The sequence below is a fragment of the Mycobacterium talmoniae genome (genome assembly GCF_001854525.1).
Lineage (GTDB): Bacteria > Actinomycetota > Actinomycetes > Mycobacteriales > Mycobacteriaceae > Mycobacterium > Mycobacterium talmoniae.
Map to the genome: position 1 here is coordinate 1 of NZ_MLQM01000072.1, position 23,400 is coordinate 23,400.

Annotated in this window: 19 protein-coding genes and 2 pseudogenes; 7 read left to right on the forward strand and 14 right to left on the reverse strand. The window is 71.4% G+C overall.

Annotated features, from left to right (window positions below; all coding sequences use genetic code 11):
* From BKN37_RS14350 to ftsH, 7 genes are all read right to left on the reverse strand, one after another.
* A partial coding sequence (locus tag BKN37_RS14350) for a DUF6779 domain-containing protein (protein WP_071026951.1) occupies nt 1-944 on the reverse strand: 944 nt, incomplete at its 3' end.
* Between the two features lie 123 nt (nt 945-1,067).
* Complete coding sequence (locus BKN37_RS14355) at nt 1,068-1,541, reverse strand: DUF3180 domain-containing protein (protein WP_071026953.1); 474 nt, start codon at nt 1,539-1,541, stop codon at nt 1,068-1,070.
* On the reverse strand, nt 1,541-2,092 hold the full coding sequence (folK, locus tag BKN37_RS14360) for a 2-amino-4-hydroxy-6-hydroxymethyldihydropteridine diphosphokinase (protein WP_071026980.1): 552 nt from the start codon (nt 2,090-2,092) through the stop codon (nt 1,541-1,543). The genes BKN37_RS14355 and folK overlap by 1 nt, the downstream gene beginning before the upstream one ends.
* Nucleotides 2,085-2,489, reverse strand: a complete 405-nt coding sequence (gene folB / locus BKN37_RS14365) for a dihydroneopterin aldolase (protein ID WP_071026955.1) — start codon at nt 2,487-2,489, stop codon at nt 2,085-2,087. The genes folK and folB overlap by 8 nt, the downstream gene beginning before the upstream one ends.
* A complete protein-coding gene (folP, locus tag BKN37_RS14370) occupies nt 2,489-3,319 on the reverse strand; it encodes a dihydropteroate synthase (protein WP_165618338.1) in 831 nt (276 codons plus the stop codon). The genes folB and folP overlap by 1 nt, the downstream gene beginning before the upstream one ends.
* Nucleotides 3,316-3,924 (reverse strand): GTP cyclohydrolase I FolE, encoded by a 609-nt coding sequence (gene folE / locus BKN37_RS14375; protein ID WP_071026957.1) that lies wholly within the window; start codon nt 3,922-3,924, stop codon nt 3,316-3,318. Before folE ends, folP begins: the two co-directional genes overlap by 4 nt.
* Nucleotides 3,925-3,940: 16 nt before the next feature.
* Complete coding sequence (gene ftsH / locus BKN37_RS14380; protein WP_071026959.1) at nt 3,941-6,250, reverse strand: ATP-dependent zinc metalloprotease FtsH; 2,310 nt, start codon at nt 6,248-6,250, stop codon at nt 3,941-3,943.
* Between the two features lie 133 nt (nt 6,251-6,383).
* On the opposite strand from ftsH, the gene BKN37_RS14385 reads away from it, so the two are divergent.
* Genes BKN37_RS14385 through BKN37_RS14395 form a run of 3 tightly spaced genes read left to right on the forward strand, consistent with a single transcriptional unit; the run spans nt 6,384 to nt 9,558 of the window.
* Entirely contained in the window at nt 6,384-7,349 is a 966-nt protein-coding gene (locus BKN37_RS14385) for an alpha/beta fold hydrolase (protein ID WP_095407097.1), read from the forward strand.
* Nucleotides 7,349-8,539, forward strand: a complete 1,191-nt coding sequence (locus BKN37_RS14390) for an LLM class flavin-dependent oxidoreductase (RefSeq protein ID WP_071026961.1) — start codon at nt 7,349-7,351, stop codon at nt 8,537-8,539. The genes BKN37_RS14385 and BKN37_RS14390 overlap by 1 nt, the downstream gene beginning before the upstream one ends.
* Nucleotides 8,539-9,558: a zinc-binding dehydrogenase gene (locus BKN37_RS14395; protein ID WP_071026963.1), complete on the forward strand. Its 1,020-nt coding sequence runs from the start codon at nt 8,539-8,541 to the stop codon at nt 9,556-9,558. Before BKN37_RS14390 ends, BKN37_RS14395 begins: the two co-directional genes overlap by 1 nt.
* Here the strand turns inward: BKN37_RS14395 and BKN37_RS14400 are convergent.
* Nucleotides 9,548-10,453, reverse strand: a complete 906-nt coding sequence (locus tag BKN37_RS14400; protein WP_071026965.1) for an SCO6745 family protein — start codon at nt 10,451-10,453, stop codon at nt 9,548-9,550. The genes BKN37_RS14395 and BKN37_RS14400 overlap by 11 nt on opposite strands.
* Nucleotides 10,454-10,511: 58 nt before the next feature.
* Between BKN37_RS14400 and BKN37_RS14405 the strand changes: the two genes are divergently transcribed.
* Nucleotides 10,512-11,252 carry an SIMPL domain-containing protein gene (locus BKN37_RS14405; protein WP_071026967.1) on the forward strand — a complete coding sequence of 247 codons (741 nt, stop codon included), beginning with the start codon at nt 10,512-10,514 and terminating at the stop codon, nt 11,250-11,252.
* Between the two features lie 4 nt (nt 11,253-11,256).
* Here the strand turns inward: BKN37_RS14405 and hpt are convergent, their stop codons facing one another.
* Genes hpt through dacB form a run of 4 tightly spaced genes read right to left on the reverse strand, consistent with a single transcriptional unit; the run spans nt 11,257 to nt 15,237 of the window.
* Nucleotides 11,257-11,859 (reverse strand): hypoxanthine phosphoribosyltransferase, encoded by a 603-nt coding sequence (gene hpt, locus BKN37_RS14410; protein ID WP_071026987.1) that lies wholly within the window; start codon nt 11,857-11,859, stop codon nt 11,257-11,259.
* A gap of 14 nt (nt 11,860-11,873) precedes the next feature.
* Nucleotides 11,874-12,845 carry a tRNA lysidine(34) synthetase TilS gene (tilS, locus tag BKN37_RS14415; RefSeq protein WP_071026969.1) on the reverse strand — a complete coding sequence of 324 codons (972 nt, stop codon included), beginning with the start codon at nt 12,843-12,845 and terminating at the stop codon, nt 11,874-11,876.
* Nucleotides 12,824-13,870, reverse strand: a complete 1,047-nt coding sequence (locus tag BKN37_RS14420; RefSeq protein ID WP_071026971.1) for a zinc-dependent metalloprotease — start codon at nt 13,868-13,870, stop codon at nt 12,824-12,826. The genes tilS and BKN37_RS14420 overlap by 22 nt, the downstream gene beginning before the upstream one ends.
* Nucleotides 13,867-15,237, reverse strand: a complete 1,371-nt coding sequence (gene dacB / locus BKN37_RS14425; RefSeq protein WP_083341792.1) for a D-alanyl-D-alanine carboxypeptidase/D-alanyl-D-alanine endopeptidase — start codon at nt 15,235-15,237, stop codon at nt 13,867-13,869. The genes BKN37_RS14420 and dacB overlap by 4 nt, the downstream gene beginning before the upstream one ends.
* Nucleotides 15,238-15,399: 162 nt before the next feature.
* Between dacB and BKN37_RS14430 the strand changes: the two genes are divergently transcribed.
* Entirely contained in the window at nt 15,400-15,888 is a 489-nt protein-coding gene (locus BKN37_RS14430; RefSeq protein WP_071026973.1) for an inorganic diphosphatase, read from the forward strand.
* A gap of 465 nt (nt 15,889-16,353) precedes the next feature.
* Here the strand turns inward: BKN37_RS14430 and BKN37_RS14435 are convergent, their stop codons facing one another.
* A complete protein-coding gene (locus BKN37_RS14435; protein WP_071026991.1) occupies nt 16,354-17,331 on the reverse strand; it encodes a TerC/Alx family metal homeostasis membrane protein in 978 nt (325 codons plus the stop codon).
* Between the two features lie 104 nt (nt 17,332-17,435).
* Between BKN37_RS14435 and BKN37_RS30275 the strand changes: the two are divergent.
* Nucleotides 17,436-17,657 (forward strand): annotated as a pseudogene (locus BKN37_RS30275) (hypothetical protein); the annotation flags it as partial.
* Here the strand turns inward: BKN37_RS30275 and BKN37_RS14440 are convergent.
* The gene (locus BKN37_RS14440) at nt 17,581-21,969 is read right to left on the reverse strand and encodes an HAD-IC family P-type ATPase (protein WP_083341793.1); all 4,389 of its coding nucleotides are present in this window, start codon (nt 21,967-21,969) and stop codon (nt 17,581-17,583) included. The pseudogene BKN37_RS30275 and the gene BKN37_RS14440 overlap by 77 nt on opposite strands.
* Before the next feature lie 172 nt (nt 21,970-22,141).
* Here BKN37_RS14440 and BKN37_RS14445 point away from each other — a divergent pair.
* A pseudogene (locus BKN37_RS14445) lies at nt 22,142-23,222 on the forward strand (AMP-binding protein); the annotation flags it as partial.
* Nucleotides 23,223-23,400 lie beyond the last annotated feature (178 nt).

Genomic DNA, 23,400 nt, shown 5'->3' on the forward strand with positions numbered 1-23,400 from the left:
GCGGGCTGCGGCTCGGGTTGGGCCGCCGGCGGCTCCGGTTTCGGTGGTGCCGGCTCGGGTTTGGGGGCCGGCGGCTCGGGCTGCGGCGGCGGCCACGGTTGGTAGCGCGGCGGCTCGGGCCGCGGCGGCGGGGCCGGCTCGGGCCGGGGACGCTGCGGCGGCGGATAGGGCTCACGCCGCTCCCGGCGGGACCAGCCGGGGGCCTCCGCGGCCCGGGCCGGCTCCTCGGGCCGCTGCCAGTGCGACCCGCGCGGCGGCCGGGCGTACTCCTCGGCGGGTGCATAGGTCTCGGCGGCCGGGTATCCGGTGTCGTAGCCGTCGCCGGCGTCGGGGACCTCGGGCACATCGATGATCGGGTTCTGGTCGGTGCGTCCGGCGGCGGTTTCGGCGCGCATGGCCGCGACGCGGCTGCTGGTGACCCGGCTGGTCGGCCCCCGCTCGGCGTCGCGGTCCCAGTCGCTGTAGGCGCGCACCGTCGAGCGATCGGTCTCCAGCGCCGGGCGCTGCTCGAGGTCGGTGTCGAACAGGATCTCCAGGTTGGTGCGCAGCGCCGCCAACTCGGCCCGCAGCGCCGCAACCTCGTCGGCGGCCTGGGACCGCAGCTCGGAGGCCAGCTCGCGGCGCAGCTGCGATTCCACCGTGAGCTCATACTCCCGCCGGGCCGAGATTTCCCGGTCTAACTGCAGGTCGTAGACCAGTTTCAGGTCACGCGCCCGGGCTTGATCCACATCGCTCTGCCGCCGATAGATCACCGAGACGAAGGCGGCAACCACCGCGGCCCACAGGGCCAGGATGACGGCGAGCTTCAGCAGCTCGACGCGATTGGTGAAAACCAGCGCGGAGCTCGCCGCGATGGCGAGCACCAGCAACGCCGTCAAGAGCACCCAGCCCGGCCTGCGGCCGCCGCGCCGGACCCGGGCGCCGCGGGACAGAACGGAAGTCATCTGCGCCGCTCCTCCTCCTCGCTACGCTCTGCGTCGTCGTCGGCGCGCATTGGCCTGACTGTACCTGCACGAGGTCAGTCCGCGTGTCGCCGCGCTCCGGCGATTCTCGCCCGATCCGCTCAGCTATTGTGCGGCGCCCCCGGCGGGCTCGGACGGATCGTGCGGGGATTTGCAGCAATGCTGGAGCCACAACGCGGCGACCACCAACGCCAACGCGCTGACGGCGGCCACCACCGCGCCGGGAGTGTCCTGGCCGGGGACGCGCAGCGCGTGGCGCGGCAGCAGGTAGGCCAGCACCGCGACCCACCAGCCCAGCACCGGTGCCCCCACCCACGCGGAGGCCTTGGCCACCACCAGGGCGCGGGCCACCGCCAGCGGATGCAGCCAGCCGGGCCCGTCGCCGACCTGCCCGTCGTCGATCTTCTTGCGGACGTAGCGCGCCCACCCGGCCTCGACGACCGCGACCACCAGCAACGACAGCCCGGTCCACACCGTGATCGGCGGAAACCACCGGTAGGACAGCACCACCAGCGGATAACCCAGCACCGCGGCGGCCACCGCCGCGGCCGTCAGGTCACGTTTGCGGGTGGGGCCCATCAGCCGTCCGCGCTCGGATCGGCGCCGGTATGCAATGCCAGCGCGGTCGGCCGCACCCCGTCCCGGTCGGCCGGGTCCAGCTCGGCCAGCAGCGCCGCCACCGACCGTCGCTGCCCGGCCACGGTCAGCTGGGCGTCCGGGTCGACCGCCAACCACGGCACCAGCACGAACGCCCGCAGGTGGGCCAACGGGTGCGGCAGGGTCAGCCCGTCGTCGCGGGAAAACATCTCGGTGTCGCGGCCGTCTCCGGTGTCGTAGCAACTGACCAGGTCCACGTCCAGGGTGCGCGGACCCCACCGCTGGCCCCGCACCCGGTCGGCGGCCTGCTCGAGTTCGTGGGCACGGTGCAGCCAGGCGTGCCCGTCGCGGGCCGGGTCGTCGACGATCAGCACCGCGTTGAGGAATGGCCCCTGGTCCACCCCGCCCCACGGATCGGTTTCGTAGACCCCGGACACCGCCCGCACGGCGTCGCCGAGGCCGTCGACCACCGACTGCAGCCGGGCCATCCGGTCGCCCAGGTTGGATCCGATGGACAGCACCGCTTTAGACATCGGCACCTCCGGCGGGAATCACCACACCGCGGCCGGACCGGCGGGACCGGCGGGCCACCGCCGCCACGTCGGTGAAGGTTTGTGGAATCGGGGCCTGTGGCTTGTGCACGGTGACCTCGACGGCGTGCACGCGGTCGTCGTTCATCACATCCTCGGCGATCTCGGTGGCGACGGTTTCGATCAGGTTGCGGGCCGGGCCGGCCACGATCGCGGCGGCGCGCTCGGCCAGCAGCCCATAGTCGTAGGTGTCGGACAGCTGGTCGCTGGCGGCCGCGGCCGCGAAGTCCAGCCACACGGTGATATCGACGACGAAGTCCTGCCCGTTGACGCGTTCGTGCTCGAACACTCCGTGTCGGCCGCGAACAGTCAAGCCGCGCAATTCGATTCGATCAGACATCAGGCCGTCCCTCCCGCGGTCCAGGCCCCGACCACCTTCAGCGCGTCGACCGAGGCCCGCACGTCATGCACCCGCACGCCCCAGGCCCCGTGCAGCGCGGCCAGCGCCGAGATCACCGCGGTCGCCGTTTCGCGGCCGTCCGGCGGGCGCACCGCACCGTCGGGGCCGGCCAGCAGCTTGCCCAGGAACCGTTTACGGGAGGCCCCGACCAGCACCGGCACCCCGGTGGCCACCAGCTTCGGCAGCGCGTGCAGCAACGCCCAATTGTGTTGGCCGGTCTTGGCGAAGCCCAGGCCGGGATCGATCACCAGCTTGGTCGGGTCGACGCCGGCGGCGACCGCCTCATCGACGCTGGCCAGCAATTCCGCGCAGACCTCGGCCACCACGTCACCGTAGTGCGGAACCCGGTGCGGATCCGCGGCGGACACCGGCCGCCAATGCATCAGCACCCACGGCACACCCGACTCCGCGACCAGCGGGGCCATCGCCGGGTCGGCGCGGCCACCGGATACGTCGTTGACGATCTGGGCGCCGCTGCGCAGCGCCGCCTCGGCGACACCGGCATGCATGGTGTCGATGCTGACGGTAATGCCTTGGGAGGCAAGCGCTTTCACTACAGGCAGGACGCGCGATGTCTCCACCGCCGGGTCGATGCGGACCGCGCCGGGCCGGGTGGATTCGCCGCCGACGTCGACGATCGACGCGCCCTCGGCGGCCAACGCCAGGCCATGGTCGACGGCACGCTCGACATCCAGATAGCGTCCACCGTCCGAGAACGAGTCATCGGTGACGTTCACCACCCCCATGACCTGCACTCGCGTCGGCTTCACTTCCGCAGAATGAGATCCAGCGCTTCGGACCGCGACCTGGCGTCGGTCTTGAACAGTCCCCGCACCGCTGAGGTGGTGGTGATCGCCCCCGGCTTGCGGACCCCGCGCATCGACATGCACAGGTGTTCGGCCTCGATGACGACGATGACGCCACGCGGGTCGAGTTTGCGCGTCATCGCGTCGGCGATCTGACCGGTCAGCCGTTCCTGCACCTGGGGGCGCTTGGCGTACAGGTCGACCACCCGGGCGATCTTCGACAGCCCGGTGACCCGACCGTCGTCGCCGGGGATGTAGCCGACATGCGCCACACCGTGGAACGCCACCAGATGGTGTTCGCACACCGAGTACAGCGGGATCTCCTTGACCAGCACCAGTTCGTCGTGCTGCTCGTCGAAGGTGGTTTCCAGCACGGCGTCGGGGTCGGTGTACAGCCCGCCGAACATCTCGCGGTAGGCCCGGGCCACCCGGGCGGGGGTCTCGGCCAGGCCTTGCCGGTCCGGGTCCTCGCCGACCGCACACAGCAACTCGCGGATCGCCGCCTCGGCGCGGTCCTGGTCGAACGTCGGGCCGGCGGGCGCGATGGGGCGGGAATTCGGCTGAGCCATCCAAGCCTCCGTTTTCTCAGCCGTGGTTCGGCGGGTTGGGCCGACTCGCGTCGTTGTCCTGCTCGTCGGGCGACTCGCCGGCCGCCGGCGGGGCCTGCCCCGGCGTGGGCTGCGGCTGGTAGGGCGGATACGGCTGGGCCGGGTAGTGCTGCGCCGGGTGCGGCCAGTGTGTCGGCGGGTACCAGTAGCCCGGCGGCTGCTGCGGCGGCCAGCCCGGCGCGCGCCAGCCGGCCGGGGCGCCGTAATCGGGCTGGGTGCCGCCCTGCGGTGCGGTGCCGGGTCGATGCGCGGCGGGCACCCCGTAGGAGCCGTTGGCGCCGTTGGCGGGCTGCGCGGCCTGAGCCTCCCGGGTGGCCTGCGCGATCGCGGCCTTGAACGCCGGCTCCGGCACCGGCTGCGGCCACGGTTCGCCGCGTTCGATGGCCAGTTCACCGGGGGTTTTGATCGGCGGCTTGTCCGACGGGATGCGGCCACCGAAGTCGTCGAACATGGTCAGCCGCGGCCGCTTGGTCACATCGGCGAAGATCGCTTCCAGCTCGGCGCGGTGCAGGGTCTCCTTCTCCAGCAGCTCGCCGGCCAACGTGTCGAGCACGTCGCGGTATTCGGTGAGGATCTCCCACGCCTCGGTGTGGGCGGCCTCGATCAGCTTGCGGACCTCATCGTCGATGCCGCGGGCCACCTCGTGGCTGTAGTCCGGCTGGGTGCCCATGGTGCGGCCCAAAAACGGGTCGCCGTGCTCGGTGCCGTATTTGACCGCACCGAGTTTGGCGCTCATGCCGTATTCGGTGACCATCGACCGGGCGATCTTGGTGGCCTTCTCGATATCGGACACCGCACCGGTGGTCGGCTCCCGGAACACCAGTTCCTCGGCGGCCCGCCCACCCATCGCGAAGACCAGCCGCGCGATCATCTCCGACCGGGTCATCAGGCCCTTGTCGTCCTCGGGCACCGACACCGCGTGCCCGCCGGTGCGGCCCCGAGCCAAGATGGTGACCTTGTAGATCGGCTCGATGTCGGGCATCGCCCAGGCCGCCAGGGTGTGGCCGCCCTCGTGGTAGGCGGTGATCTTCTTCTCCAGCTCGCTGATCACCCGGCCCTTGCGGCGCGGGCCGCCGATCACCCGGTCCACCGCCTCTTCCAGCGCCGGCCCGGTGATCACGGTGCCGTTCTCCCGCGCGGTCAGCAGCGCGGCCTCGTTGATGACGTTGGCCAGGTCGGCGCCGGACATGCCCACGGTGCGTTTGGCCAGCCCGTCCAGGTCCGCGTCGGGCGCCATCGGCTTGCCCTTGGCGTGCACCCGCAGCACCGCCTTGCGGCCGGCCAGATCCGGGTTGGACACCGGAATTTGCCGGTCAAAGCGGCCCGGGCGCAGCAGCGCCGGGTCCAGAATGTCGGGCCGGTTGGTGGCCGCGATCAAAATGACCCCGGCGCGCTCCCCGAACCCGTCCATCTCGACCAGCAGCTGGTTCAGCGTCTGCTCGCGTTCGTCGTGGCCGCCGCCCAGCCCGGCGCCGCGCTGCCGGCCGACGGCGTCGATCTCGTCGACGAAGATGATGCACGGGCTGTTCTGCTTGGCCTGCTCGAACAGGTCACGCACCCGGGAGGCGCCCACCCCGACGAACATCTCGACGAAGTCGGAGCCGGAGATGGTGAAAAACGGCACCCCGGCCTCCCCGGCCACCGCGCGGGCCAGCAGCGTCTTGCCGGTTCCCGGTGGGCCGTACAGCAGCACGCCCTTGGGGATCTTGGCGCCCAGCGCCTGATACCGCGCCGGGTTTTGCAGGAAGTCCTTGATCTCGTAGAGCTCCTCGACCGCCTCGTCGACCCCGGCCACGTCGGCGAAGGTGGTTTTGGGCATGTCCTTGGAGAGCTGCTTGGCCCGCGATTTGCCGAAGCCGAAGCCCATCCGGGCGCCGCCCTGCATCCGGGAGAACATCACGAACAACCCGACCAGCAGCAGCAGCGGCAGCAGGTAGACCACCAGCGAGCCCAGGATGCTGCCCTGGTTGACGACCGTTTTGATCTGGGTGTGCTTGCCGCTCAACGCGTCGTACAGCGGCACCGCGTACCCGGTCGGATATTTAGTGATGACCTTGTCGGAACCGTCGGTGTCCTTGGTGGAGCTCTTCAACTTCAACCGCAGCTGCTGTTCGCGGTCGTCGATTTGCGCGCTTTCGACATTGCCGGCGTCGATCTGCGCGAGCGCCACCGAGGTGTCCACGGGTTTGTACCCGCGGGTGTCGTCGCTCATATAGAAGAACAGCCAGCCGAGCAGCAGCACGACACCGATCGCGGTGACGGTGCGGATCACGTTTTTCCGGTTCATCGAGCATCGGCCGTACTCGGCCAAGTCCTTCCCATATGCGCAGCTGGACGTATTTCAGGCTACCGCCCGTATAACGGCCGGCAGTTCCCGGCGGGTCTTTCCGGACCGCGCGCGGCTGTGCTTTGGTGTGATGGTGGGCACATCAACCGAGCGGTTAGTCGACACCAACGGCGTGCAATTGCGGGTGGTCGAGGCCGGTGAGCGCGGGGCGCCGGTGGTGATCCTCGCGCACGGCTTCCCTGAACTGGCGTTTTCCTGGCGCCATCAGATCCCGGTGCTCGCCGAGGCCGGCTACCACGTGCTGGCCCCCGACCAGCGCGGCTACGGCGGCTCGTCGCGGCCGGAGGCGATCGAGGCCTACGACATCCACGCGCTGACCGCCGACCTGGTCGGCCTGCTCGACGACGTCGGTGCGGACCGCGCCGTGTGGGTCGGGCACGACTGGGGCGCCCCGGTGGTGTGGAACGCCGCCCTGCTGCACCCCGATCGGGTGGCCGCGGTGGCGGGACTCAGCGTCCCGCCGACGCCGCGGCCCCAGCAGCGACCGACCGAGGCGTGGCGGCGCATGATCGGGGACAACTTCTTCTACATCCTGTATTTCCAGCAGCCCGGCGTCGCCGACGCCGAACTCGACAGCGATCCGGCCCGGACCATGCGCCGGATGATCGGTGGCCTGCGTCCCCCGGACGACGCGGGCGCGGGCATGCGGATGGTCGCCCCCGGCCCGGAGGGCTTCATCGACCGACTGCCCGAACCCGACGGACTGCCGGACTGGATCCGCGCCGACGAACTCGACCACTACATCGCCGAATTCGCCCGGACCGGGTTCACCGGCGGGCTGAACTGGTACCGCAACTTCGACCGCAACTGGGAAACCACCGCCCACCTCGCCGGCGCCACCACCGACGTGCCGGCGTTGTTTATGGCCGGCACCGCCGACCCGGTGCTGGGGTTCACCCGCCGCGACCGGGCCGCCGAGGTGGTCACCGGCCCGTACCGGGAGGTGCTGATCGAGGGTGCCGGGCACTGGCTGCAGCAGGAACGCCCCGACGAGGTCAACGCGGCGTTGCTGGACTTCCTGGCCGGGGCGGAGCAGTGATGGGCGCGCCGCTGCGGTTCGGGGTGTTCATCACCCCGTTTCACCCGATCGGCCAATCCCCCACGGTGGCGCTGGAATACGACCTGGAGCGGGTGGTCGCCCTGGACCGGCTCGGGTTCGACGAGGCCTGGTTCGGCGAACACCATTCCGGCGGCTACGAATTGATCGCCTGCCCGGAGGTGTTCATCGCGGCGGCCGCCGAACGCACCAAACACATCCGGCTGGGCACCGGGGTGGTGTCGCTGCCGTACCACCACCCGCTGATGGTGGCCGACCGCTGGGTGCTGCTGGATCATCTGACCCGGGGCCGGGTGATGTTCGGCACCGGGCCGGGGGCGCTGCCATCGGACGCCTACATGATGGGCATCGACCCGGTCGAGCAGCGCCGGATGATGCAGGAATCCTTGGAGGCGATCCTGGCGCTGTTTCGGGCCGCGCCCGACGAACGCATCGACCGCCACTCGGACTGGTTCACGCTGCGCGACGCCGCGCTGCACATCCGGCCCTACACCCACCCGTATCCGGAAATCTCCACCGCGGCAATGATTTCCCCGTCCGGGCCGCGGCTGGCCGGGGCGCTGGGCACCTCGCTGCTGTCGTTGTCGATGTCGGTGCCCGGCGGGTTTGCGGCGTTGGAGACGGCGTGGGAGGTGGTGCGTGAGCAGGCGGCCAAGGCCGGCCGGGACGAACCGGACCGGGCCGACTGGCGGGTGCTGGGCATCATGCACCTGGCCGACACCCGGGAGCAGGCCATCGAGGACTGCACCTACGGGCTGCAGGATTTCGCCGACTACTTCGGTGCGGCGGGGTTCGTCCCGCTGGCCAGCGAGGTGGAAGGGTCCCCGCAGACGCCGCGGGAGTTCGTCGAGGCCTACGCGGCGACCGGCAACTGCTGTATCGGCACCCCCGACGACGCGATCGCCTACATCACCGACCTGCTGGACCGCTCCGGCGGATTCGGCACCCTGCTGCTGCTCGGCCACGACTGGGCGGCGCCGTCGGCCACCTACCACTCCTATGAGCTGTTCGCCCGCAAAGTGATTCCGCATTTCACCGGGCAGCTGACCGCGGCGCGGGCCTCCCATGACTGGGCCAAGGGCATGCGGGATGCGCTGTTCGGCCGGGCCGGGGAGGCGATCATGAAAGCCGTCGGCGAACACACCGACGAACTGGCCAAGGAGCAGCGCTGATGCGCGCCGCGGTGTTGCGCGACGGGCGGATGGTGTGCCGCGACGACGTGCCCGAGCCGGTGCCCGGTCCGGGACAGGTGCTGGTCGGGGTGCGGGCCTGCGGGATCTGCGGATCGGACCTGCATTTCGCCGCGCACGGCGCGGAGATGCTGGCGTTGACCCAGCAAATGGCTGGGATGCCGGTGGATCCCGGTGCCGGGGTCGATTTGGCCGGTGACGTGTTCATGGGTCACGAGTTCGCCGCCGAGGTGATCGAGGCCGGGCCGGACACCGACACCCATCCGCCGGGCACCCTGGTGACCTCGCTGCCGGTCCTGGTGTCGGCCACCGGCATGGAGCCGATCATCTACTCCAACACCACCATCGGCGGCTACGCCGAGCGGATGCTGCTGTCCGCGCCGCTACTGTTGGCCATCCCCAACGGGCTGGATCCGCGGCACGCCGCGCTGACCGAGCCGATGGCGGTCGGGCTGCACGCGGTCAACAAGTCGGGCGTCGGCCGCGGCGACACCGCGCTGGTGGTCGGCTGCGGACCGATCGGCATCGCCATCATCGCGGCGCTGCGCAATGCCGGCGTGGAAAACATTGTCGCCGCTGATTTTTCCCCGAAGCGGCGGGACCTCGCGACGGCCATGGGGGCGCATCGGGTGCTCGATCCGGCCGCCGGCTCACCGTTCGACACGGTGCACCCCGCGGTGGTCTTCGAGGCGGTCGGGGTGCCCGGCATCATCGACGACGTGCTGCGCCGCGCCCCGGTGGGCTGCCGGGTCGTCGTCGCCGGGGTGTGCATGCAACCCGACACCGTGCACCCGTTTTTCGCCATCGCCAAGCAGATCAACCTGCAGTTCGTGCTCGGCTACGACCCGGACGAATTCGCCGAGTCGCTGCGCGCCCTGGCCGACGGCGACATCGACGTCACGCCGCTGATCACCGGGGAGGTCGGCCTGGATCGGGTGGGCGCGGCGTTCGACGACCTAGCCGACCCGGAACGGCACTGCAAAATCCTGGTCACCCCGTAGGGCGCTGCCAGTGGTCGGCGGCCGCCGCCAGGTCGTGCGGGCCCGACGCGGGATAGCCGCCGGCGGCTTGCAGCCGGCGCGACCACCCGCCGATCAGGTCGATCAACTCGCCCAGGTCGTCCCCGAGCGCGTCGACGATCGGGGCGCAGGCGTTGTCGGTGGCCACCTCGATCGCCTCGCGCACGGCCCGCCCGGCGTCGGTGAACGCCCCGTCGCGGATCAGCCCGCGGGCGGCCAGCCGGTCCTCGGCCGCGGCGAGGTCGTCGTCGCTCCAGGCCCGGGTGCGGATATAGCTGCGCAGCGGCATCCCCCAGTACAGTTCGGTGATCAACCCGATCTCGGTGCCGTCGAAACCGGCTGTGCTCCAGACGTTTATGTGTACGTCGCCGCGGTACTCGCGCAGCTGGTCGGCCAGCCGCCAGGCGTCGGCCAGCGGCTCACCGGGCAGACCTAACGCGACCAGGCCGGCGAACAGCGGCTTACCCGCCAACGGCAGGGGATCGGTGGCGCGCCGCAGCAGTGCCACCACCCGGTCGACACCGTCGGGGTCGGCGCCCAACACCCGGTGCAGCTGGGCCACCGCGCCGTCGGTGCGCACCCGGCACACCGCTTTGGCGTCGGTCAGGCCCCAGCCGTGGGTGACCGCCGGGATCACGACGGCCGGGTTGAACACCGCGAAGGCCGCGGCGATCACCTCGCCGGGCACCTGCCCCAACAGCGAACCGCGACTGCAGAAATAGGCCGTGCCGTCGGGCATTTCCACCTCGCCGGCCTTGCCGGGGCTGGGATTGAACCCGAGCGCGTGATAGCCGCGGTGGCATTCCGGGGCGAAGTACACCTGCCCGGCGAACGGTTCGAGCGCCAGGGCAAGCGCCCGGGGCGGAGTGACGGTCATGCGCCCAGTGTGCCGCACCCGTCGCGGTCGCGGTCGCAAACGCGTTAGGGTGCCATCCATGCCGATCGCACGGAGCGCCAACGTCTTTGTCCGCCGGTGGATCGCGGTGGCCGCCCTCGGCCTGGCCACCGCGACGGTGTCGGCGTGCGACTCCGCTGGCCCCGGGCCGGTCGGGGACCATCCGCGGCAGGTGACGGTGGTGGGCTCCGGTCAGGTGCAGGGCGCGCCGGACACGCTCACCGCCGACGTCGGGATCGAGTTCACCGCACCCGATGTCACCACCGCGATGAACCAGACCAGCGAACGGCAGCAGGCGGTCATCGACGCGCTGACCGATGCCGGCGTGGACCGCAAGGACATCGCCACCACCCAGGTCAGTTTGCAGCCGCAGTACGCCAACCCCGAGGGTGCGGCGTCCACCATCGCCGGGTACCGGGCCAGCAACGCGATCAAGGTGACCATCCGGCAGCTGGACTTGGCGTCGCGGGTGCTGGCCATCATCGTCAACACCGGCGGCGACGCCACCCGCATCAACGCGGTGCGCTACTCCATCGAAGACGACTCCAAACTGGTGCGCGACGCCCGCAGCCGCGCCTTCAACGACGCCAAGGCCCGCGCCGAGCAGTATGCGCAGCTGTCCGGCCTCAAACTGGGCCGGGTGATCTCGATCTCGGAACAACCCGGCGGGACGCCGCCGTCCCCGACGCCGATGCCGCGGGCGATGGCCGCCGACGTGCCGGTGGAACCCGGCCAGCAGACGGTGAGCTTTGCGGTGACCGCGGTGTGGGAGCTGGCTTAGCGGCTCAACACTGGTAGACCCGCGGATCCAGGGTGCCGATGTAAGGCAGGTCGCGGTAGCGCTCGATGTAGTCCAGGCCGTAGCCGACCACGAACTCGTTAGGGATGTCGAAACCCACGTAGGCGATGTCGACGTTGGCGCGGGCCGCGTCGGGTTTGCGCAGCAGCGTGCACACCCGCACCGACCGGGGCGCCCGGGTGGCCAGGTTGCGCAGCAGCCAGGACAGCGTCAGCCCGGAGTCCACCACGTCCTCGACGATCAGCACATCGCGGTCGCTGATGTCGCGGTCGAGGTCTTTGAGGATGCGCACCACCCCCGACGACGACGTCGAGGAGCCGTAGGAGCTGACCGCCATGAACTCGAACTGGGTGGGCAGCGGGATGGCCCGGGCCAGGTCGGTGACGAACATGACCGCACCCTTGAGCACGGTGATCAGCAGCAGATCCTGGCCGTCGGCGGCCGCGCGGTAATCCTCGCCGATCTGGGCGCCGAGTTCGGCGATGCGGTCCTGGATCTGCTGCTCGGTCAGCAGCACCGATTTGATGTCACCGGGATAGAGCTCGGCCGTCACGCTGACAGCGTGCCATGCCGCGGCACCAACAACCAACGGGCCGGCCCGCTTCACGCCCGGTCGACGGGTTCGTGACGCAGGGTCAGCACCCCGTCGCGCCGGCCGGCGAAGAGCCGCTGCCCGCGCAGCGCGGAGCCGACCGCCACCCCGCCCTGCCCGCGCCACCCGGTGACCAACCGGTCCACCCCGCGGATCTGTTGGTCGGTCAGCCCGGTCGCCCCGCCGGACAGCAACCAGCTGCGGATCGCGCCGCGGCGGATCGGTCCGGGCAGCCCGGCCAGCGCCGCGGCGTCCAGTCCGTCGCCGGTGGCCGCCGCCGCCAGCGCCTGGGCCACCAGCGTGTCGATCAGGTCGGTGTCCTCGCGCAGCGCGGTGGCGGTGCGGGCCAGCGCCGCGGCGACGCCGCCGCCCAGCACGTCCTCCAGCAGCGGCAGCACCTCGGTGCGCAGCCGGGTGCGGGTGAACCGGCGGTCGGTGTTGTGCGGGTCGCGCCAGGCGGTCAGGCCCAGCTCGGCGCAGGCGGCGTGGGTGGTGGCGCGTCGCACCGCCAGCAGCGGGCGACACCACGGCGGGTCGTGCGGGCGCATCCCGGCCAGCGACCGGGCCCCCGACCCGCGGCCCAGGCCCAGCAGCACCGTCTCGGCCTGATCGTCCAGGGTGTGCCCGAGCAGCACCGGGTCGTCGCCGCGGGCCGCGTCCAGCGCGCGGTAGCGGGCCGCTCGGGCCACCGCCTCCGGGCCGCCGTCGGTGCCGACCCGCACGCGCAGCACCCGCGCGTCGGCGCAGCCCAGCGCGACCGCCTGGTCGGCGGCGGTGGCGGCGACATCGGCGGAGTCGGGCTGCAGGCCGTGGTCGACGACCAGCGCGGTGGTGGGCAACATCCCGGCGGCCACCGCGGTCAACGCCAACGAGTCCGGGCCCCCGGACAGCCCCACGCACCACCGCGGCGCGGCGGACAGGTAGGTCTGGGCGAACGCCGCCACCGCCGCCCGCAGCTGGTCTACGGCACCCGGTCGATCCACCGCTGCGGGTCTTCGATCTCGGCGGGCAGCGGCAGCGTGTCGGGACCCGACCAGATGGTGTTGAACCGGACCATCCCGACCTCGCCGACCACGTGATCGACGAAGGCCTTGCCGCGGGTGTACTGGCTGATCTTGGCGTCGATGCCCAGCAGCGCCCGCAACAGCCGCTGCAGCGGGGGCTGGTCGCGTTGGCGCCGCTCATCGAACCGGCGGCGGATGGTCGCCACCGACGGCACCGCCGCCGGGCCGACGGCATCCATCACGTGGTCGGCGTGGCCTTCCAGCAGCGTGCCCAGCACCAGCAGCCGGTCCAGCGCGTCGCGTTGCGGCGCGGACTGCACCGCCCGCACCAGGCCCAGGATGCCGGCGGTGTGGGCGTCGGGCTGTCCCGGGGCGGCGTCGCGGCGGCCCCGCACGAAATCGGCGAGCCGACCCAGCACCTGCATGGCGTCGTCGCCGCTTTCGGTGGTCAGCACCGCCAACGCATCCGACATGTAGCCCGACAGCCACGGGTTGGCGGTGAACTGCACCCGGTGGGTCACCTCGTGCAGGCACACCCACAACCGGAACTCGGCCGGCGGCACCCGCAGTTGCCGCTCCACGGCAATGACATTGGGATACACCAGCAGCAAACACCCCCCGTCGTTGAACGGGTCGTACTGGCCGAGGATGCCGGAGGCGACGAACGCCAGCACCGCGCCGGTCTGGGCCCCGGTGAGGCGGGCGGTCACCACGCCGCGCGGCTTGTCGGTGCCGCCGGTCATCACCCGCATCGACTCGGCGGCCGCGGCGATCCACTGGCCGCGGTCCACGATGCGCGCGTCCGGCACCGCACCGCGGGCGCCCAGCCCGGTCACCTCCCGCACCAGCGGTTCGGCGGCCTTGGCGGCGTTGGCCAGCTCGTCGATCACCTGGCGGCGGGTGTAGTCGGTGGTGGGCGGGGCCGGCCGGGCCAGCCATCCCCCGACCGTGGCGGCGAATCGCCAGTCCACCGCGCGCCCGACGGTCAGCTCGGAGGAGGTCATCGGCAGCCGCAGGTTCGCAGGGTGGCGGCCACGGCGTCGATCGCGGTGCGACCGGTCGGGCCGGCGTCGTTGGAGATCAGGGCGAAGGTCAGCACCCGCCCGTCGTGGTCGGTGACCACCCCGGCCAGCGCGTTGGTGTGGGTCAGCGACCCGGTTTTGGCCCGCAACCAGCCGGCCGGGCCTTGGTCGGTGCCGGGGTCGAGGAACCGGTCGGACAGGGTGCCGCTGCCGCCGGCGACCGGCAGCAGATCCAGCAGCGGGCGCAGCGACGGCTGATCCGGGCCGGCGGCGGCCTGCACCACCCCGTCCAGGGTTTTGGCGGTCAACCGGTCATCGACCGACAACCCGCTGGAATCCATCAGGGCCGCGCCGCTGGTGTCGATGTGGGCGGTGCGCAGCTGCTCGGTCACCGCGCCGACCGCCCCGGTGAACGACCGCGGGCGGTGCAGCGCGGCGGCCACCTCACGGCCGATGCATTCGGCCATCACATTGTCGGAGGCGTTCATCATGTCGTTGAGCCGCTGAATCAGCGGGGCCGACTGCACTGAGGCCAGCTCCCGAGCATCCGCCGGCGCGCCGGTCAGGGTGACCGCGCGGGGGTCCACCCCCAGGGCGGTGGCGAGCGCCCGCCCGGCGTCCAGCGCCGGGGTCAACGACCGGCGGGATTCCACCGTGGTGGGCTGGATCCGCCCGGCGTCGAGCATCACCGATTCGATCGGGGCGATGTCGCCGCCGTCGATGTCCGACGGGTCCCAGCCCGGCGCCATCGCCGGACCGCTGAACAACGTGGTGTCCACCTGCACGGCGGTCACCGGGGCGCCGCTGCGCCGCACCTGGTCGGCCAGGTCGCTGATCCGGGCCGAGCCCCGATACCAGGTGTCCTGCCCGGCCGGTGCGGCCGACAGGGTCGGGTCGCCGCCGCCGACCAGCACCACCACCCCGGGCTGGGCGGCGGCCACCACCTTGGTGGTGACCCGGGCGTTGCGGTCCAGGGTCAGCAGCGCCGCCGCCGAGGTCAGCACCTTGTTGGTCGACGCCGGCTGCATGGGCAGGCCGTCGGTTTGCGACCACAGCTGGCTGCCGGACGCCGCGTCGGTGATCCGACCGCCCAGCCGGCCCAGGTCCGGGTTGGCCACCGTCGGCGCCAGCGCGGCCCGCAGCCCGTCGGACGTCGGCGCCGGCGCGGTGTCGGCCACCGGCACCACCCCGGGGTCGGCGACCGCCGCCGGCGGTGTCGGCGCGGTTTGGGCGTCGGTGCTGTGCCCGGTGTTGAACAGGGCGGCCGCCGCGAGCACCGCGCCGACCAACGCCAGCACGGTCACCCCGACCAGCAGGTGCGTGGATCTCGCCCACCGCGTCGGACGCATGACCCTCCTGATTTCCCTGGCCCGGTTGTTGCTGACCAGCCCCCAAACCGACCGGGTGCGGCCGGTAACTGTTTAGTTGCAGCGTATCGCTCGGTTAAGGTGGGCCTCCGGCGCGGAGCCAACGATCAGACTGACCCAGCACTGGGAGAAGGAGCCGACACGGTGCAATTCGACGTGACCATCGAGATCCCGAAGGGTCAGCGCAACAAATACGAAGTCGATCACGAGACCGGCCGGGTTCGGTTGGACCGCTACCTGTACACGCCGATGGCCTACCCCACCGATTACGGCTTCATCGAAGACACCCTCGGCGAGGACGGCGACCCACTCGACGCGTTGGTGCTGCTGCCGCAGTCGGTGTTCCCCGGTGTGCTGGTGGAGGCGCGGCCGGTGGGCATGTTCAAGATGGTCGACGAGGCCGGCGGCGACGACAAGGTGCTGTGCGTGCCGGCCGGGGATCACCGCTGGGACCACATCAACGACATCGGCGACGTGCCCGAGTTCGAGCTCGACGCGATCAAGCACTTCTTTGTGCACTACAAGGACCTGGAGCCGGGCAAGTTCGTCAAGGCCGCCGACTGGGTGGGCCGCGCCGAGGCCGAGGCCGAGGTGCAGCGCTCGGTGGAGCGGTTCAAAACCGCCGCCCACTAAGGCCGGTCCGCGGGGGCTCGCCGGCGGGGTTGTCGCGTCGAGACTGCATCTAGGGCACCGAGCCTGCGTCCACGGCGTCGAGCCTGCGCTCACGGCACCGAGCCCGCGTCCACGGCGTCGAGCCTGCGCTCAAGGCACCGAGCCCGCGTCCACGGCGTCGAGACTGCGCTCAAGGCACCGAGCCCGCGTCCACGGCGTCGAGCCTGCGCTCAGGCCCACTATCGCCGGGAAAACACGGCCTCACCGCAGGGTCGAGGCCGTCAGCGCAGTCTCGGTGCCACCACCGCAGGCTCGATGCCCTCACCGCAGACTCGATGCCACCACCGCAGTGTCGATGCCGTCAGCGCAGACTCGATGCCGTCAGCGCAGTGTCGATGCCACCAGCGCAGTCTCGGCGCCGTCACCGCAATCTCGGCGCTCAAAACGGGGATTGGTCGACCCGACCGGTCGGACAGCTGCTGCGTTTCAGGGACTTTTGCGACTGTTCGTGCCAGACGTTTTGTACAGGCTGGCGACGGTGGTGACCAGGAGAATCGCCACGATGACCAGCAGGCTGAGCGCGGTGGAAATCTTGGGCACGTCGAATGGCCTACCACCGTTGAGAAACGGCAACTCGTTTTGATTCAACGCCTGCAGGATCATCTTCACCCCGATGAACAGCAGGATGACGGCGAGGCCGCGAGACAGATATACCAACCGGGTCAGCATGCCGCCCAGCAGGAAGTACAACTGTCGGAGACCCATCAGCGCCAAGACGTTTGCGGTGAACACCAAATACGGCTGTCTGGTCAGTCCGAAGATCGCCGGAATGGAGTCCAGCGCGAACATCAGGTCGGTGGTGGCCAATGCCAGGACGACGAAAAACATCGGTGTCATGGCTCGTTTGGTGCCGTTTTTGATGTACAGCTTGAGGCCGTCCCACTTGTCGGTGGTGTTCAGGTAGGTGCGGGCGAACCGCACCACCGTGTTGTCTCCGTCGCTGTCCTGCGCACCGCCGAGGACCAACCGAAATGCAGCCCAGATGATGAATGCACCGAATAGGTAGAAGGTCCACGACACCTTCTGGATGGCCACCGCGCCGAGCGTGATGAAGACGCCACGGAAAACCAGGGCGAGCACGATGCCGACGAACAGCACTTCTTGCTGATAGCGCTTGGGCACGTTGAAGCTGGCCATGACAAGGACGAAGACGAACAGGTTGTCGATGGACAGGCTGTATTCGGTGAGCCAACCGGCGAAGAACTGCATCCCGAACCGGGCGCCGTGGCCAAACCAGATCCAGATCCCGAACAGCGCGGCCAGCAGCACATAGCCCGACAGCGCGATGGCGCATTCCCGCACGGAAGGTTCGCGTGGACGGCGGGCGATCACCAGCACGTCGAACAGCAGGACCGAAACCGTGACCGCCAGGGTGACGGTCCACTCCACCAGCGATAGGTGCAACGGCGGGGCCTCCGGTCGTCGGGTGAACACCACAGGGGCCTGTTATGCAGCCGCGCACACCGGTGATCAGCCCATCACGTCGGGTGACGCACCGCGGTGGTTGAATGCTCCCCTCTGGCGTTCAGTGTCTCAGGTCACGTGGCCGTGGACGATTCAGCCGGTGCGGCGGCGGTTTGGTTTTCCGCCACCATTTGCCCCGCGGTAACGCGACCGTCACCGCGATGCCGGGCGCACCCAGCACCGTGGGGGCTATGTGGACGCCAACTGCATTTGACGATCTGCTGATTTCCGCGACGACGCGGCTGTTGGCGGTGCCGCTGCACGAGGTGTACGCGCTGCTGTGGCGGGCCGGGGTGCTGGAGATTCTGGAGACGCGGGCACCGGAAGCTCCCGCCGACGATCCGACAGGTGAGTCGTGGCCGCCACCGCCGCCGTCGCGGCGGCAGCCGGCCCCAGCGCTTGCGCCCACCCCACTGGGCCCACCGGTGTACAGCCGAGCAACTGGCTGACCCCCGGTGTGCTGACCATGAGCGCGAAGGCGGCAAACGAGCCGGCGGCGGTGAGCACCACCAGCGGCGCATGCGAGTCCACCAGGGTTTGGCCCAGCTCCACCGAGACCAGCGCGATCAGCGCCACCGTGGCGGCGCGTTGCGGGCGCCCGGTCACCGAGGCCATCCCCCACGCCGTGGTGGCGGCGGCGGCCGTGATCGCCCCGCGGACCCCGACCGCACGCCACAGCCGGCGTTCGTCGATGCCGTGCCCGACCCGCTGCACCGGCCCGCGCGGGGTGCTGACCGCCACCGCGGTGGCCGGCAGCGCGTCGGTCAACGTGTTCATCAGCAGCAGCTGGCGGGTGTTCAACGGTGAGGTTCCGGTGAGCGCGGTGCCGATGACGGCGAAGATCACCTCGCCGGCGTTGCCGCCGAGCAGCCCGGACACCGCCGCCTGCACGCCGCGCCACAGTCGGCGTCCCTCGTCGATGGCGTCGACCAGCGCGCCGATGCGGCCGTCGGTCAGCACCACATCGGCGATGGTGTGCGCCGAGTCGCTGCCGCGCGCCACCACACCGATCCCCACGGTCGCGACCCGGATCGCGGCCGCGTCGTTGGCGCCGTCGCCGACCATGGCGCACACCCGCCCGGCCCGCTCCAGGGTCTGCACGATCTGCACCTTGTTTTCCGGCGACATCCGGGCGAAGATCACCCGCTCGCACACCACCCGTTCCTGGTCTTTGCGGGACAGCGCATTCCATTCCGACCCGGTGATGACCTCGTCGGCGTCGACCGACACGCCCAGCTCGGCGGCGATCGCGGTGGCGGTCACCGGGTGATCGCCGGTGATCAGCCGGATGTCCACGCCACGGTCGGCCAGGTCGGCGAGCAGCTGCGGCGCCGCTTCCCGCGGGGTGTCGGCGATGCCGAGGAACCCGGTCAACGACAGCCCGGCACCGCACAAGTCGGTGATGCTGTCCGGGTCGTCGCGAAGTGACCGCATCTGCGCGGCGGTCAGGGTGCGGCGGGCCACCGCGATGACCCGCAGACCGGAAGCCGCCAACTCGGGCACGGTGTCGCCGGCGGCGCCGGCGTCGTCGCAGGCGGCCAGCACCACTTCCGGTGCCCCCTTGATCGTCAGCTCCGCACCGGTCACCGACGCCGAGAACGCCCGGCCGGACCGGAACGGCAGATGCGCGTCCGGTTGGGGTCGCGACGTTCCGGCGACCGCCTTCGCCGCCGCTTCGATGATGGCCTGGTCGGTGGCGTGGGCGTGTGCGGTGCCCTCGGGCGCCGGCGCGGCGTGCACCGCGCAGCGCAGCACGTCGTCGTCGGTGTGTCCGGCCACCGGGTGCACCTGGGTCACCCGCAGCCGGTTCTCGCTGAGCGTGCCGGTCTTGTCGAAACAGACCACATCGATGCGGCCGAGCGCCTCCACCGACCGCGGGACGCGCACCAGCGCGCCGGTCCCGGTCAGGCGCCGCGCCGAGGCGTACTGCGCCAGCGTCGCCATCAGCGGCATCCCCTCCGGCACCGCCGCCACCGCGATCGCGATCGCATCACCGAGGGCCTGGCGCAGCCCGCCGCCGCGCAACAAGCCCAGCGCGCCGACCAGCACCCCACCGCCCGCGCTGACCGGGAAGGCCCGGTACATCAGCTTGCTGAGCTGGTGCTGCAGCCCGACGACCGGCAGGTCGCCGGAGGCCAGTTCGGCCGCCCGACGCGTCTGGGTGTCCGGCCCGACGGCGGTGACCAGCGCGACCGCGGTCCCGGCCACCACGGTGGTGCCCGCGTAGAGCATGCAGCTCCGCTCGGCCAGTTCGGCGCCCGGCGTCGACTCGGTTTGTTTGTCCACCGACAGCGATTCACCGGTCAGCGACGATTCGTCGACCTCCAGGTCGATGGCCTCGATGATCCGGGCGTCGGCCGGCACCACCTCGTTGCTGCGCACCTCGATCACGTCGCCGGGTTGCAGCTGCTCGGCCATCACCTCGGTGTACGTCTCGTCGGTGACCTTGCGGGCCAGCGGGGTTTGTTGCGCCAGCAGCACGTTCAGCCGATTCTCGGCCCGCATCTGCTGACCGGCGGCCAGCATGGCGTTGCCGATCAAGACGAATCCGACCATCACCGCATCGATCGGGGAACCCAAGATCGCGGTGGCCGCCGAACCCACCGCCATGATCGGGGTCAGTGGATCGGACAGCTCGGCGCGGACGGCCTTGGCGAACTGCCAGAGCGCGTGCGGTGATTGCGCCCCGACCGTCGCCCCGGCCGGTGCGTCGGAGTCCGGCGGCGGCAACACCGCACGCACCTGCTCGACCGACATCGCGTGCCACTCGTAGGCGGGCGCGGGTCGGGGGGCGGGGGTGCGGACGACCCGGCGGGCCAGCAGATATCCCGACAGCAGCCCGGCGGCGGCGCCGAGGGTCACCGGGCCGGGGCCCCGGCCCTGCCGCAGCCGGATGCCGGGCACCATCAGCACCGCGCCCAACGCCGAGGCGCTGGCCGATAACGTGATGCCGCGCTGGCTGGCTGTCCGGGCGGCGGGCAGGGCGCGCAGCACCTGCCACGCACCGGCCAGGTCGGGCAGCATCAGATCCGCCTGCCACGGTGGTGCGCTGTCGTCGGAGGGCAGGACGCCCAGCGCCACGTCCGCACCGGCCAGCGCGTGCCCGGCGACCGCCGATAACACCGCGACGGTGCGGCCGTCCCGCTGCAGGTCGGCCACCGCGGCGGCCAGGGCGTCATCCAGCCCGCCGTCGATGTCCCGGACCTCGTCGAATGCGGTCCGCAGCTCCCCGAGGGCGTCGCCGTCCACCGACACCAGCGTCGACCCGGACGCTCGGGCCTGGGCCAGCACCTCGGCCGCCAGCCGGTGGTGTGCGGGCGCGATCAGCGCCTCCACGGCGGCGTCGGGACCGGAGCCGTTGGAACCGGCGCCACGCATCCGCGGGATCCGGTGCCAGCCCGGTTTCAGGCCGGGCTTGTCGAGCAGGTTCTGCGCCTTTTCCCAGGCCGCCGACAGCTGGTGGTCGCCGGCACCGCGCACCGACACCACCCGCAACGTCTCGTCACACAACACGCGGGGGTCGATCAGGATCGCGTCGACCTTGTCGAGACGCCGCAAGGCGTCCGGCCGCAACGGCAGGATCGCGTACTCATCGGCGAGCCCCTGCCCGAGCGTGGCGGCGAACGACTCCCTAGTGGTGCGCAGCGCTTTGGGCGCGGTCACCGTCGCCGCGGACGACGCCATGGCGACGTTGCGGGTGAGGACACCGACCAGGCCGGCGCCGACCGCCTGCACGAACGCCACCCGCTGGCCGTGGCGCTCCGCCGGCCCCGCCGGTGCTGGCACCGGGCGCGACACCTGGTGGAAGTCGGGGTGGTCGGCGTGCCGAGCCAGCTGCGGTTCGTGGCGGCTCCACGCCTGCGCGGCGGCGCGGACCTCGGCGGCCTTGAGGCCGTGCGTCGCCAGGTCCACCGACAGGGTGAACGGCGACAGGGTGGCGATGTGCGCGGTGGCCGAGACCAGCGACAGCACGGTATCGGTCGCCCCGGCCCCGATCCGGTCCTCGAGCAGCCGACGCACCCACGGCTGGTAGTTCGCCAGCGCCGCGACCGCGTCGACGGCGACCGGCGCCGCCGGCAACCGCAGCGTTCGGCCCACCACCGCGACGGCCACCCCGACCGCGTTCACCCCGACCAGCGCGCCCCGGGTGGCCAGCAGCAGGCCATCGCCGGGCAGGCTGCGGGTGTGGGCCGCGGTCGAACCGGTGACCTGTTTTTCGGCGTCGGCGACCACCGCGCACAGCTCGCTCAGTGCGTGGTCGCCGTCGAGTTCGACCACCACCCGCGACAGCGGACGGTTCAGGCTGACCGAGGTGACGCCGGCGCGTCCGGCCAGGGCCTCGATCACCACCCGCCCGCGTTCGGCGCCGTCGGGCCCGCTCAGGCCCCGGACCTCGATCCAGGCGCGGCTATCGCCGCGCCAACAGCGCCGGGCCAGCGACGACACGGACGCCTCACCGGAGAGCAGTTTGGCGCCTTCGCGCAGCGGCATCGTGGCGAGGTCGACGCTGGCCACGGCGACCGCGCCCACCGCCCCCGCGGCTGCTTGGAATCCCTTTTCGACCGCGCGCAGCGGCAACAACTTCTGCAAGTGACCAAAACCTCCGGCCGTCACGAGAACGCCGGAGGTCTCTTCCGCCGAAAACGGCCCGCGGTACCGGTCGTCCCCTGATGGTCGACGTGATGACGACACCGCGGCGAAGGAATACTCCCCTCCGCCCGTCGAGTCTGCCATATCGCGGCGCGGCGTGCTGCTGAGCCGACTCCGCGTCTGCTGGGTAGTTTCTACAGGCGTGCCGACACCGGAGGTCCCCGCGCAGTACCTGCGCTCGTCATCGGCTCCGCAGCCGCGCACCCTGATCGACATCCTGCACGCCACCGCCGCCCGCTACCCCGACGCCGCCGCGATCGACGACGGCAGCGTGGTGTTGACCTACGCCGAGTTGATCGCCGACATCGAGGAGAGCGTCGCGTGGCTGGCCGCGCGCGGCATCGGCCGCGGCGACCGGATCGGTATCCGGATGCCGTCGGGCAGCTACGCGCTGTACATGGCGATCCTGGCGGTGCTGGCGGCCGGCGCGGCCTACGTGCCCGTCGACGCCGACGACCCCGTCGAGCGCGCCGAGCTGGTGTTCACCGAGGCGCAGGTGACCGCGGTGATCACCGAGCAGGGGCTGGTGCGCGGGCCCGGCTCGTCGCGGGGCTGGCGCGCCACGGCGCCGCTGAGCCGCGACGACGCGTGGATCATCTTCACCTCCGGGTCCACCGGCACCCCCAAGGGGGTGGCCATCACCCACCGCAACGCGGCCGCGTTCGTCGACGCCGAGGCGCAGCTGTTCTGCCAGCACCAGCCGATCGGACCCGGCGACCGGGTACTGGCCGGCCTGTCGGTGGCCTTCGACGCGTCCTGCGAGGAGATGTGGCTGGCGTGGCGGCACGGCGCCTGCCTGGTGCCCGCCCCGCGGTCGCTGGTGCGCAGCGGCGTGGACCTGGGTCCGTGGCTGGTGGCCCGGGACGTGACCGTGGTGTCGACGGTGCCGACCCTGGCGGCGCTGTGGCCGGCCGAGGCGCTGGAAGCGGTGCGGCTGCTGATCTTCGGCGGTGAGGCCTGCCCACCCGAGCTGGCCGAGCGGCTGGCGGTCGACGGCCGGGAGGTGTGGAACACCTACGGGCCGACCGAGACCACCGTGGTGGCCTGCGCGGCCAGGCTGGGCGGCACCGGGCCGGTGCGGATCGGGATGCCGCTGCCGGGCTGGGATTTGGCCGTCGTCGACGCCGACGGTGCCCCGGTGGGCTACGGCGAGGTCGGGGAGCTGGTGATCGGCGGCGGCCGGGCCGTTGGCTTGCCCGGCGCCCGCTCGCACGTGGATCAGTACTCCCCGCGGGCCGCGGCGGGGTGTGGGGCTTGTCTTGTCCCTACTCCGAGCGCCGGCCCGCTCACAGGTGGGTGAGTCCGACGGGGGTGGGTGTGGGGGGTGGCGTGGGGGGTGCGTGGGGGGTGGTGGGCTGG

What these genes read in the sequence shown, in the direction of transcription:
- BKN37_RS14355 (WP_071026953.1), bottom strand. Translation starts at nt 1,541, where the DNA reads ATGGGCCCCACCCGCAAACGTGACCTGACGGCCGCGGCGGTGGCCGCC.
- BKN37_RS14400 (WP_071026965.1), bottom strand. Translation starts at nt 10,453, where the DNA reads ATGACCGTCACTCCGCCCCGGGCGCTTGCCCTGGCGCTCGAACCGTTC.
- dacB (WP_083341792.1), bottom strand. Translation starts at nt 15,237, where the DNA reads ATGCGTCCGACGCGGTGGGCGAGATCCACGCACCTGCTGGTCGGGGTG.
- folK (WP_071026980.1), bottom strand. Translation starts at nt 2,092, where the DNA reads ATGTCTAAAGCGGTGCTGTCCATCGGATCCAACCTGGGCGACCGGATG.
- BKN37_RS14395 (WP_071026963.1), top strand. Translation starts at nt 8,539, where the DNA reads ATGCGCGCCGCGGTGTTGCGCGACGGGCGGATGGTGTGCCGCGACGAC.
- ftsH (WP_071026959.1), bottom strand. Translation starts at nt 6,250, where the DNA reads ATGAACCGGAAAAACGTGATCCGCACCGTCACCGCGATCGGTGTCGTG.
- folB (WP_071026955.1), bottom strand. Translation starts at nt 2,489, where the DNA reads ATGTCTGATCGAATCGAATTGCGCGGCTTGACTGTTCGCGGCCGACAC.
- folE (WP_071026957.1), bottom strand. Translation starts at nt 3,924, where the DNA reads ATGGCTCAGCCGAATTCCCGCCCCATCGCGCCCGCCGGCCCGACGTTC.
- BKN37_RS14405 (WP_071026967.1), top strand. Translation starts at nt 10,512, where the DNA reads ATGCCGATCGCACGGAGCGCCAACGTCTTTGTCCGCCGGTGGATCGCG.
- BKN37_RS14420 (WP_071026971.1), bottom strand. Translation starts at nt 13,870, where the DNA reads ATGACCTCCTCCGAGCTGACCGTCGGGCGCGCGGTGGACTGGCGATTC.
- BKN37_RS14390 (WP_071026961.1), top strand. Translation starts at nt 7,349, where the DNA reads ATGGGCGCGCCGCTGCGGTTCGGGGTGTTCATCACCCCGTTTCACCCG.